Origin of the sequence: Anaeroplasma bactoclasticum, from assembly GCF_003550015.1 — a bacterium.
In the GTDB taxonomy this organism is placed as follows: Bacteria; Bacillota_I; Bacilli_A; order Acholeplasmatales; family Anaeroplasmataceae; genus Anaeroplasma; species Anaeroplasma bactoclasticum.
On the sequence record NZ_QXEV01000012.1, the window covers coordinates 38785 to 51571 of the forward strand.

Here is a 12787-nt window from a genome sequence, read left to right on the forward strand (position 1 = left end):
ATTTAAAATGAAAAACAAGAAATTAAAAATAAGCGTTGTAGAAATAGTTTTTTGGGTTATCGGTGCTGCATTACTTGCGGTAATATTCTTCCGTAAGAACATCTTCCCTGACGATTCTATTTTCTATAACCTATATGAAGACTTTGGTGCTACATTTACAGACCAAGCTACTCAGGTATTAGTTCGTATTATTAAGACAATCGTAATCATATTCGCATTTATTGTTCCTTATAGAATTTTAAAATTTATCTTAGATTTACCTAAGAAGAAGAATCAGCGCTTAATGACTACAATTTCCTTACTTCAAAGTATTATTAAATACGCAAGCTTTATTTGTGTATTATTATTCACATTAGCTGCATGGGGTGTAGATCCTACTACATTACTTGCATCTGCAGGTATTGTAACTTTAATTGTAGGTTTAGGCTGCCAGTCTCTAATTGCAGATATCATTTCTGGATTATTCATTATTTTTGAAGGTGACTTCCAGGTTGGTGATACAGTTGTAATTGATGATTGGAGAGGTGTAGTTCAGGCCATTGGTCTTCGTACAACAAAGATTGTTGATTTAGCTGGTAATGTTAAGATTGTAAATAATTCAAATATTACAGATATCGTAAATAACTCTAAGCAGCTATCTGTTGCGATTTGTAATATTGATATTGATTATGATGAATCTATTGAAAGAGTAGAATCTGTAATTGAAGCAAACTTAGATTATATGAGAAAAAGAATTCCAACTATTGTTGAAGGTCCTTATTATAAGGGAATTGAAGCATTAGGTGAATCTGGAGTTACAATTAAGTTAGTTGCAAAATGTAACGAGGATGATAAGTATCAGGTTCAAAGAGATTTAAATCGTGAAATTAAGATTATCTTTGATAAGAATAGAGTTATCTTCCCATTCCCACAGGTTGTTATTTCTGAGCGTGAAGAAAATAATGCTCAAAATGAATATAAGAATATGGATTCCTTCGTTGATGAGCAAAGAGAATTATCTCAAGGCTTTGAAGAAGGTGGAGGAGGAAACTAGTTTCCTATGGAGTGTCATTGGACACTCCTTTTCTTTTTGCACAAAAAAGGAATCATCCTAGCGATGATTCTGTTTTTCATCTTTTTTGAAAAATTCCCCCGTTTTTGCTTCTAGATGTCTATTAACACTTGAGGTGAAAATATAATGAAACATATGAAAGGAATTTAAAAAGTATCAAATCTGTAGTATAATAAATAAAAGTATATTTTTGTATAAACTGGCTTAAAAAAGTATAGATATATTTTATAAGGAGGCGAATGACATTATGATGAAAAGAATTTGGATTATAATTGTTAACGTCTTTATTATGCTTATGATGATGCTTTTTGTCATTATATTTTCAAATGCTGAAACAAAAGAAAATACGAAAAGACAAATAGAGCATTTTGAAAATACAACCATTTCTATGGAGCTTGTTACAGAGAATTATCTTGAAGGAGAGCAGCGTATATGTGATGTTTGGGCAAGATACATCAATAGCCAAGAAATGACTATGGAGGATGCCATATCCTTTATTCGAGTTTCCCATGTTTTAGCGAATGCATCCGCACATATCGTATTTGAGGATTCCTTAGTGGGCTTATCTACAAGAGGTAGAGCATCAAGTCCAACGGATTATTCTGTTTCCTATGAAAGATTAGGCTTGTTAAATGATGATAGCTGGATTTATGGAATGGGAGAATCCATTAATATATCTAGAGCGTATACGAATCCAGTAAATGGTGAGCAATCGATTGCGTTCTGTAATTTTATTAATCTTAAGGATGGCCTAGATATGAAAAGAGCGATCCTACTTAGAGTATTACCGATTTCTGAATTAAAAGAAAAATGGAGCTTCCCTCAGGAGGAATTTGTAAATGCGGAGCTATCCATTATTGATGGTGATGGAGATTATATTATTAAAGGACATTCCTTCAAGAATTCTAGCTTCTTTGAATTCTATAGATCCTATAATTCTATAGACCCACAGGAATCCGATAGCTTCTTTAAGGGAATAACATCGAAGACAGGCTCATTTATTATGCTTAATTCTCGTGGTGAGGAATGTATCCTTTCCTATACCCCATTTGCCCAAACTGGTGGATGGACCTTACTTAGCTTTATGCCACTAAAGGATTTAAATGTAAATACAGAAAACTGGCTTTTAATAGGATTTGTTTCTATAGGCCTTATCATATTATTTGTCTTCGATTTAGTAGTTATGCTGTATTTTAATAAAAAGCTTCAAATTACTGCAAGAGAGGCAAGAACCGCAAGTAAGGCTAAAACAGATTTCCTATCGACGATGTCGCATGATATTAGAACTCCAATGAATGCGATTATTGGTCTTACAACCATCGCACAAAAGAATATTGATGATAAAAAATCAGTTAGTGATGCCTTGCATAAGATTACTCTTGCAAGTAATCATTTGTTGACATTAATTAATGATATATTAGATATTTCTAAGGTGGAAAGTGGAAAATTGAATTTATCCCCACAAACCTTCTCTATCGTTTTAACTGCTGAAAATTTAATGAATTTATCTCAGCCTTTAATTAAAGCAAAGAATATCGATTTTAGCTTCCATATCAGCCGTATAGAAAAGGAATATTTATATGCAGATCAGCTAAGATTAAATCAAATTTATATTAATATCCTATCGAATGCCATTAAATATACAGAGCCTTATGGAAAGGTTAGTGTAGATTTAAAGGAGGAGGAGTCAAATAAGGAGGGCTGTATTAAGCTTACCTATAGGGTTTCTGATACAGGTATAGGTATGAGCAAAAGCTTCATGGAGACCATGTATCAGCCATTCTCCCGTCAAACCGATAGTAGAATCAACAGCATTCAGGGTACAGGTTTAGGTCTTGCCATCACAAAACAAATGGTAGACCTTATGGAGGGCACAATTGAATGTGAAAGTGAAGAGGGTAAGGGTACAACATTCACTGTTGTATTAGATATTCCTTTATCCGATTATCAAAGAGGAGAAATGAAGCTTGAGGCATTAGATGTCTTAATTGCGGATGATGATGAGGTTTTATTAGAGACAGCTAAGGATACCCTATCCTCCTTAGGCTTAAACGTGGAGGAGGCAAGAAGTGGTCTTGAGGCAATCGGAATGATTAAGCATAGGCATGAGCTTGCAAAGGGCTATAATATTGTCATCATCGATTTAAAAATGCCTGATATTGATGGTATAGAAACTATAAGAAGAATAAGAGCGGAAATCGATTCCGATACACCAATTTTACTTATTTCTGCATATGAATGGCAGGATGTAGAAAGAGAGGCTAAGGAGGCTGGAGTAAACGGCTTCTTAAGTAAGCCATTATTTAAATCCACCTTATACGATAAAATTAATGAGATTTTAGGTACTGAGGCAAAGGCAGTTGAGCCTGATGGTGATTATTCCGATTTAGAGGGTGTAAATGTCTTAATTGCAGAGGATTATGATATCAACTGGGAAATTATTTCTGCCTTACTTTCTATGTATGGAATTACTGCAGAAAGAGCGGAAAATGGTAAGGTTTGCTTAGAAAAGATGAAGGCGGCAAAGCCTAATGAATATACATTAATCTTCATGGATATTCAAATGCCAGAGATGAATGGACTTGATGCAACAAGAGAGATAAGAAAGCTTGAGGACAAATACCAATCCTCTATCCCAATCATCGCTATGACGGCAGATGCCTTCTCTGAAAATGTTACAGAATGCTTAAATGCTGGTATGAATGGACATATCGCAAAGCCTGTAGACATAAAGCTTGTAATTAAAGAAATAAGAAGAATAAAGGAGGAAGCAAAGAAATGAAAAAGGTAATGGGTTTGTTTTTGGGTGCTTTAATGGGTGTATCACTTTTATCCTGCGGACAGGGTAATTCTTCCCCAACTGAAGGCGAGCAAAGTGAGGAATTTGTTCCATCCTTAGATAGGAATAAGGAATGTGATATCGATATTGTAGGAAGCTATGATAATTTTGAAGCATTAGAGGCAGAATTTGATAAATTTAATGATTATTATCCTAATGTTCGCCTAAGCTATAGAAAGCTAGATGATTATAATAATACCTTAGCTACGGTATTAGATTCTTCCGATAAGCCTAATATTTTCTTTTCCTACACATGGATGATGGGAAATGATAAATATAGCTCTGTAGTTTCTCATATGGAGGAACTTTCGAATAAAAATCTTAAATTCAATTTAGATTGTATTCGTAAGGGACTTATTAATCAGGATTCTTCTGGTAATGTATATATGGTACCTGTTTTCTCTAGAACCTATGGCATGCTTGTCAATAATGATTTATTTAAAAAGGAAGGTATTACAATACCATCGACATGGGATACCTTAGTTTCTACATCCTTATCCTTCAAGGATAAAGGATATGTAAGCCCAATTATGGGCTATAGCCTAACGCCTTCAAGCTGTTTTATGAATACGATTGCCTATCCACTATTTGTTGCAGCACTAGAAAAGAATCCTAGTGCTTTAGCACTTGCGAATGATTTAAATCCATCTGCAGGAGAATATATGAGAGATTCTTTAAAGGCTGTTACAGATTTAGTAGATAAGGGCTGTATTAATTTAGAGGAATGCGATAAGATTGAGGAAAATTATAAAAAGGTATTATTACGCTTCTTTGAGGGCGATGTACCAATGATGGTATGTACGGCAGATACAGTATCTGGCACTAAGAAAAGAGAAGCAGAATCTGAAGCATTTAAGGCTTCTCCATTTAATTATTCCTTCTATCCAATTCCTTTAACAAAGGATGGTGGCTATTTCATAGACAGTCCATCTGTTGAATTTTCTGTAAATAAGGATTGCAAGAATTTAGATATGACCAATGAATTCATGAAATTCTTAATTTCAAGCAAGGAGTTAAACGCTATGGCATCGATTAAGAGGCTTGTAACTCCAACAAAGGATATGCCACTAGATTCTGTATATGAGCCATTTGGTAGCATTCCCAAGGCAAGAATTATTTTCCCGGAGGTTATCGGTATAAAGGATCCTCTAACCGTTCAGCTTAGAATTGCATCTTACAAGGTAGGAAGAGGAGAAATGACGATTGATGAGGCTATAAGCAATTACGGTAGCTTCAAGGATTAAGAAAGATAAGACCATTCTTCTTTTGAGGAATGGTTTTTATTTTTGTAACATTTTTGCATATTTTGTAAAAAAAATAACTATAAATTGAAGAATTTATAGCTCTAAATGGGTAAAATATTATATAATAATATAAATATTAGAATTTATCTTTCAGGAAACTTAAGGAAATAGAGGTTCATTTTATGAATAATAATATTATTAATAAGCTAAAAAGATATGTTTTAATTGCAGATGATGAATATATCAATCAAGAAATATTAAAGGAAATTTTATCTAGTGAATACGAGGTATTAATTGCAAATAATGGTTTAGAGGTAATGCGTACCCTAGAGGAAAGCCCAAAGCCAATTTCACTTATTTTACTGGATTTAAATATGCCATTTATGGATGGATTTACGGTAATCCGAAAAATAAAGGAAAGCGATGTATATAAGGATATCCCTATTATTGTAATTACAGGGGATAAGGATAGTGAGCTTGAGGCACTAACCCTAGGTGCAGTAGATTTTATTACTAAGCCATTTGATTTAAATGAAATTATTATGGCTAGAGTCAATCGTTCTATCGAATTATCTGAAAAAAGAATTATCGTAAGTACTGCAGAAAAGGATGAATTAACAGATTGCTACAACAAGCCTGTATTTATGGAATATGTGGAAAGAATTGATAAATACGGAAATGGTGAGGCAAAGGATATGGTTGTTTTAAATATCTCTCATTTCCATTTATATAATGAGCTTTATGGTAAAGAAGAGGGCGATAAGGCTTTAGTATATATTTCCAATATCCTAAAGGCTATCGCATTACAAAATGATGGTATTGTATCTAGAATACAAGCAGATTATTTTGCATTATATGTCAATCATTTAGAGGATTATGATAAGGTTATTGTTTTTATTCATAAGGAACTAAAGGAAAAATATAATGCATCAAACATTTCTGTTCGTTTAGGTATTTATTCTTCAAATAAAAAGGAAGAATCTGTTGATGCAATTATCGATAGAGCGAAGATGGTTTGTGATGAAATCAGAAGTGCAAACACAAAATTTTATAATATTTATAGCGAGGATTATCAGAAAAACCAATTATTTAAGGAAAGATTAAATTACGATTTCCTAAAGGCAATTGAAAATCATGAATTCTGTGTATATTTCCAGCCTAAGATTAGCATTCAAGGAGATAACTATAAATTGTCCTCTGCAGAGGCCTTAGTCCGCTGGATTCACCCAGAGCTAGGCTTTATTTCTCCAGGTATGTTCATTCCTTTATTTGAGGAGAATGGTAATATAAAAATATTAGATCAATATGTATGGAGGGAAACTGCAAGAAAGATGAGAGAATGGTATTTGAAATATAATATCATGCTTCCGGTTTCAATAAATGTATCTAGAATTGATATGTTTGACCCAAAGATTGTAGATATCATAACCTCTATTGCAAAGGAAAATGAAATTGATCCAAAGGATTTATATTTAGAGATTACAGAATCTGGCTATAATAATGAAACCAGTCAAATCATTGGAATTATTGATGAATTAAGAAGTAAAGGCTTTAAGATTGAAATTGATGATTTTGGTAGTGGCTATTCCTCCTTAAATACTTTAGCTACCCTATCCTTTGATGTTTTAAAACTAGATATGAAATTCGTTAAGGATATGTTTAAAAATGATAAGACATTAAAGATGGTTGGAATTGTATCCGATATTGCAAAATATTTGAATGTAAAATTAATTGCTGAGGGTGTTGAAGAGAAGAATCAATTAGAAAAATTGAAGGAATTGAAATATGATATCATTCAGGGATATTATTTTTCAAAGCCTGTTTCAAGTACTGAATTTGAAAAATTCTTTGGAAAGGAATTTAAATAAATGCTAACTAAAGAAAAATTAAAGAATTATGGAGCGAATGTAGAAGAGGGTGTTTTAAGATGTGCTAAGAATGAAGCCTTGTATATAAGGCTTGTTGGCATGATACCAAACAACCCTGGATTCAATAAATTATATGAAGCAATCAAGCTTAAGGATTATGAGAATGCCTTTAGTGCTTCTCATGGCTTAAAGGGGATTTTAGCGAATTTATCTTTAGATCCATTATTAAAGCCTATTGTAGATATAACAGAGCATTTAAGGAATAAAGAGGATATAGATTATACAAAATATGTTTCTTTAATTGAAGAAAAAAGAAAAGAATTAGAAGCATTATTATAGTGCTTTTTGAATAGGGATTTAATCTAAAAACAGAAAGGAAAATAATAATGACAAATATAGAAAGAGTTTATAATTTTTTTAAATGAAGTATAATCCTATTCTTTAGCAACAGTAGAAGGGGATCAACCAAGAGTTAGAATATTTGGTACTATTCTTTGTTATGACGGAAAGCTATATATTCAAACTGGTAAAAAGACGGAAAGATTTCTAATCTTTTGACATTCTATTTTTTATTAGGTATATTTTTAAAATATACCTTTTTTTACTTTAAAAATTAATTATAAAGTTTGGCACTTTTTGATTGACAGTGCCAAAGATTAGTTTTATAATATAGTTGCACTTAGAGATTGAGAGTGCAAATGCTAAAAAGGAGTGTTGCTTGTGCTAACGGATAGACAAAAGCTTATTTTAAAAGCAATTATTGAAGAATACGTAACAACAAATGAGCCTGTAGGTTCAAAGAGTCTTACAGAGAAGCCTTATTTAACATATTCCAGTGCAACCATCCGCTATGAGATGCAGCATTTAGAGGAAACAGGATACCTAAAGAAAACTCATACCTCCTCAGGTAGAGTTCCATCGGAGATGGGCTATAGATATTATGTAGATCATTTAGTTATTAGAGATGAGGTTGTATCAGAATATTTCCAATATGTAGATGATATCTTAGATAATAAATTAATTACTAAGGAAGAGGCTATCAAGAAGCTTACAAATTTCTTAAGTGATTTAACAGGATATTATACAGCAATTATTGGTACATCTTCTGAGCTTGCGAAGGTTTTAAAGATGGAAATTGTTCCACTTGAATCTACAAGCGAGGCAGTATTGTTGATTGTTACTTCAACAGGTGATGTTGAAAGCCACAAGATTTATATTCCACAAGGATATAAGATGGATGATTTAATGAGAATCATCTCTATGTTTGATACAGCAATGTATGGAAGAAGCATTTATGAAATAAGAGATGTCTTATCGAAAGAGGCTGCAAAGCCAAGAATAAGACAAATGGTAGATTTCCAAGATGATATCTTAAACTTCATGATTAAGAGCTTTGAAAATTTCTTAAAGGGTGAAACCTATGATGCTGGCTTGTCTAAATTATTTAGTCAACCAGAATTCCAAGATAGAGAAGTAATCCAAAAGGTTATTGCAGCAATTAATAGTGAAGTAATGAAAAGCTTTACTACTCAGGAAATCCAAGGAATTAAGATTCATATTGGATCTGAGAATTTGTGTAATGGTCTTGAGGAATGTTCTATCATAACTATTCCATATGCAATTAATGAAAATGAGATGGGAACTATATTATTTGTAGGTCCTACAAGAATGAATTATCGTGCTACTATTCCACTACTTGAATATGTAGCTAACAGCATGAAAAAATTAGATAAAAGGTAGTGATGAAGTTGACAGAGGAAGAGATTAAGGAAACTCCTTTAAAGGATGAGGATTCTCAAGCTGAAGTAAAGGAAGAAAAGAAGGAATCCAAAAAAGAAAAAAAGGATAAATATAAGGAAACCATTACAAAGCTTGAAGAAGAAAAGAAAAAGTTAGAAGAAGATTATAAGAATCTTAAGAATGAGTATTTAAAGGCTTATGCTGAGCTTGAAAATACAAAAAAGAGATTAAAGGAAGAAGCTATTAAGGATCGTAAATATGCATCTCAAAAGGTTGTTGGTGAATTGATCAACCCAGTAGATATGCTACAAATGATTGTTAATATGCCGGCTCCATCACCTGAGGTTCAAAATTATGTAATTGGATTTCAGATGATTACAAATCAGCTTGTAGATATTTTAAAGGCTGAGGGATTAGCTCCAATTGTAGCCAATGTTGGAGATGAATTTGATCCTAGAGTTATGCAGGTAGTTGATACAGCATACGAAGAGGATAAAAAGGAAAATACAATACTTGCAATTAAACAAGCAGGTTATATGTATAAGGATAGAGTATTAAGACCAGTTATGGTTTTAGTAAATAAAAAAATTGAAGAAAAGAAGGAAGAGGCAAAAGCTGAATCCGAAGAAAATATAGTTAGTTAAAAAAGAAAGAGGGATTAATTATGGCATCAAATAAGGTTATTGGTATCGACTTAGGTACAACAAATTCATGTGTATCTGTTATGGAAGGACAGGACGCAAAGGTTATTACAAATCCAGAAGGAGCACGTACTACTCCATCTGTTGTAGCATTCAAGAATGGTGAGATTCAGGTTGGTGATGTTGCAAAGAGACAGGCAATCACAAATCCTAACACTGTATCTTCAATTAAAAGACATATGGGAGATAATGCTTACCGTGTAGATATTGAAGGTAAGAAATATACTCCACAGGAAATTTCTGCAATGATTCTTCAGAATTTAAAGAAGACTGCAGAAGCATATTTAGGTGAGACTGTTGACAAGGCAGTTATTACAGTTCCTGCATATTTCAATGACGCACAGCGTCAGGCAACTAAGGATGCAGGTAAGATCGCAGGCTTAGATGTACTTCGTATCATCAACGAGCCAACTGCAGCTGCACTTGCTTATGGTATTGATAAGCAGGATAAGGAAAAGACTGTATTAGTATTCGACTTAGGTGGAGGTACATTCGATGTTTCCATTCTATCTTTAGCTGATGGTACATTCGAAGTATTAGCTACTGCTGGTGATAATGTACTTGGTGGTGATGACTACGATAAGGCAGTTATGGATTGGTTAGTTGCTGAATTCAAGAAGGAGTCTGGTGTAGATTTATCTAATGATAAGATGGCTCTTCAGAGATTAAAGGACGCAGCAGAAAAGGCTAAGAAGGACTTATCTGGTGTATCTTCTGTTGAAATTTCATTGCCATTCATTTCTATGTCACCTACAGCAGGTCCATTACATTTAAATAGAACATTATCTAGAGCTAAGTTTGAGGATTTAACTCGTCCACTTACTGAGCGTTGTTTAGGACCAGTAAGAAGAGCATTAAAGGATGCTAAGCTTACTCCAAAGGATCTAGACGAAGTATTATTAGTTGGTGGTTCAACTCGTATGCCAGCTGTTCAGGAATTAGTAAAGAAAGAATTAGGCAAGGAGCCTAATAAGAGCGTTAACCCAGATGAGGTTGTAGCAATGGGTGCTGCAATTCAGGGTGGTGTATTAACAGGTGATGTTAAGGACGTATTATTACTAGATGTTACTCCACTTTCTTTAGGTATTGAAACATTAGGTGGTGTTTCTACAGTAATGATTCCAAGAAATACAACTATTCCATGCTCTAAGAGCCAGGTATTCTCCACTGCTGCTGATAATCAGCCAGCTGTAGATATCCATGTTTTACAGGGTGAACGTCCAATGGCTGCAGATAACAAGACATTAGGTAGATTCCAGTTAGCTGATATTCCAGCTGCACCTCGTGGAGTTCCACAGATTGAGGTTAAGTTCGATATCGATGCAAATGGTATCGTTAATGTTTCTGCAAAGAACTTAGGTACTGGTAAGGAACAGAAGATTACAATTCAGTCTGGTTCTGGCTTATCTGATGCTGAAATTGAGCGTATGGTTAAGGAAGCAGAAGAGAATGCTGAATCTGATAAGAGACGTAAGGAAGAGGCTGATTTATTAAATGAAGCTAACCAGTTAATCTTCCAGACTAAGAAGGCATTAAATGATTTACAGAATGTAGATCCTACTGAAAAGGCTAATGCTGAAAGCCTATGTGAAGAATTACAGAAGGCAATCGATAGCCATGATCTTAACTTAGTTCGTACTAAGAAGGAAGAACTTGAAAAGGTTGCACAGGATATCGCAGTTAAGGCATATCAGCAGAACCAGGGTAATCCAACAAATGGTGGAAACCAGGGTGGAGCAGCAGGAAATGATGGCACAGTAGATGCTGATTTCTCTGATGTTCAGTAATATAATTTAAAGAGTTTAGATTGTTGAAGGGCCACTGTGCCCTTCAATTATCGTTATTATATGAGGAGGTGTAGTTATGGCAAATAAGCGTGACTACTATGAGGTCTTAGGATTACAAAAGGGAGCCTCAGATGATGAAATAAAAAAAGCATATCGTTCTTTAGCAAAAAAATACCATCCGGATTTAAATAAGGAACCAGGTGCCGAAGAAAAATTCAAGGAAATTAATGAGGCATATGAGACCTTATCTGATCCTCAGAAGCGTTCAAGATATGACCAATATGGCTTTGATGATCCAACCGCTGGATTTGGTGGCGCTCAAGCAGGAGGCTTTGGTGGCTTCGGTGGAGGCGGATTCGGAGGATTTGAGGATATTATCAATTCCTTCTTTGGTGGTGGAGGAAGAAGATCTTCTAATGCTCCTCACCAGGGTGCAGATGTAGAAAAACAAATGAATATTACCTTTGAGGAGGCAGTATTTGGCTGCACAAAGAGAATTCGTGTATCTGTAGAGGATGATTGTATCCAGTGTGGTGGTACTGGTGCTGCATCAAAAAGCGATATTAAAACATGTCCAAAGTGTAATGGACGTGGTAGAGTTATTATGCGTCAACAGACAATATTCGGATATACAAATGTTGAGGCAGCCTGCCCTGATTGTGGTGGTAAGGGTAAAATTATTGGTAAGAAGTGTCCTGAATGTAATGGTAAGGGCCGTGTAAGAATCAATAAAGAGGTTGATGTTAATATTCCAGCAGGTATCCTATCTGGTATGTCTATTCGTGTACCAGGTGCTGGAGAGGCTGGCTTTAACGGAGGACCTAATGGTGATTTATACCTTAAGATTTTTGCTGCAGACCATCCACAGTTTAAGCGTGATGGACAAGATATTTATCTTGAAATCCCACTATCCTTCAGTCAAGCCGCTTTAGGTGATAATATTGAAGTTCCAACTATTGATGGTAATGTATCTGTTAAAATTCCTGCAGGTACTCAGCCTGGTACAAAGCTTCGTCTAAGAGGTAGAGGTACTAAAAATCCAAAGGGTGGATCTTCACGTGGTGACCAATATATTATTTGTAATGTAGTAATTCCTACAAATCTTTCTAAAGAAGAATCTGATTTAATTAGTCAGCTTGCTCAATGTGAGAAAAAGGAAAAGAAATCTCCTTGGGAAAAATTTAAGAGCTTATTTAAGTAGTAAAATGGCCTTTTCAAAGGCCTTTTTATTTGTGTGCCGGGCATGGCACTAATCTTACTGGTGAAAGTCCAGTCACGGGTATTTACCGCCAAGTGTAGCGAACCTCAAGCCGTTAGGAGTAATCCTATGGGTGAAGGAAGAGGTGTAGCAAAATCCTTGAGCCTACGAACAGAAACTTGATGAGGCTAAATGGTAAGTGGATAAGGTTGCAAATCAAACTGAAGTCCTAATGGTAAACGTAAAACCAAAACAGTAAATCAAGAGGTTGTGGGATGAAAGATTAGTGAATTACCCCGGGAGGCCCTAACGCGTATTATATACGTGCGATAAAAAGCGAATAGTTAGGGAGTCAGCTG

The 12787-nt window shown here is 34.5% G+C and carries 9 protein-coding genes and 1 pseudogene; all 10 read left to right on the plus strand.

Annotated features, from left to right (window positions below; genetic code table 11):
* Nucleotides 1-7 precede the first annotated feature (7 nt).
* Nucleotides 8-1033 carry a mechanosensitive ion channel family protein gene (locus EI71_RS06010; protein ID WP_119016352.1) on the plus strand — a complete coding sequence of 342 codons (1026 nt, stop codon included), beginning with the start codon at nt 8-10 and terminating at the stop codon, nt 1031-1033.
* A 265-nt stretch (nt 1034-1298) separates the two neighbouring features.
* On the plus strand, nt 1299-3833 hold the full coding sequence (locus tag EI71_RS06015; RefSeq protein ID WP_162849818.1) for a response regulator: 2535 nt from the start codon (nt 1299-1301) through the stop codon (nt 3831-3833).
* The gene (locus EI71_RS06020; RefSeq protein WP_119016354.1) at nt 3830-5134 is read left to right on the plus strand and encodes an ABC transporter substrate-binding protein; all 1305 of its coding nucleotides are present in this window, start codon (nt 3830-3832) and stop codon (nt 5132-5134) included. The genes EI71_RS06015 and EI71_RS06020 overlap by 4 nt, the downstream gene beginning before the upstream one ends.
* 182 nt (nt 5135-5316) lie before the next feature.
* Entirely contained in the window at nt 5317-7002 is a 1686-nt protein-coding gene (locus EI71_RS06025) for a two-component system response regulator (protein WP_119016355.1), read from the plus strand.
* Nucleotides 7003-7341, plus strand: coding sequence for a hypothetical protein (locus EI71_RS06030; RefSeq protein ID WP_119016356.1), 339 nt, complete (start codon nt 7003-7005; stop codon nt 7339-7341). It begins immediately after the preceding gene.
* 93 nt (nt 7342-7434) lie between these two features.
* A pseudogene (locus EI71_RS10545) lies at nt 7435-7536 on the plus strand (pyridoxamine 5'-phosphate oxidase family protein); the annotation flags it as partial.
* A 186-nt stretch (nt 7537-7722) separates the two neighbouring features.
* On the plus strand, nt 7723-8742 hold the full coding sequence (hrcA, locus tag EI71_RS06040) for a heat-inducible transcriptional repressor HrcA (protein ID WP_162849819.1): 1020 nt from the start codon (nt 7723-7725) through the stop codon (nt 8740-8742).
* A 2-nt stretch (nt 8743-8744) separates the two neighbouring features.
* Nucleotides 8745-9386: a nucleotide exchange factor GrpE gene (locus tag EI71_RS06045; protein WP_119016358.1), complete on the plus strand. Its 642-nt coding sequence runs from the start codon at nt 8745-8747 to the stop codon at nt 9384-9386.
* Between the two features lie 20 nt (nt 9387-9406).
* Nucleotides 9407-11230 carry a molecular chaperone DnaK gene (gene dnaK / locus EI71_RS06050; RefSeq protein WP_119016359.1) on the plus strand — a complete coding sequence of 608 codons (1824 nt, stop codon included), beginning with the start codon at nt 9407-9409 and terminating at the stop codon, nt 11228-11230.
* A 76-nt stretch (nt 11231-11306) separates the two neighbouring features.
* Nucleotides 11307-12431, plus strand: coding sequence for a molecular chaperone DnaJ (dnaJ, locus tag EI71_RS06055; RefSeq protein ID WP_119016360.1), 1125 nt, complete (start codon nt 11307-11309; stop codon nt 12429-12431).
* The last annotated feature ends 356 nt before the right edge of the window (nt 12432-12787 follow it).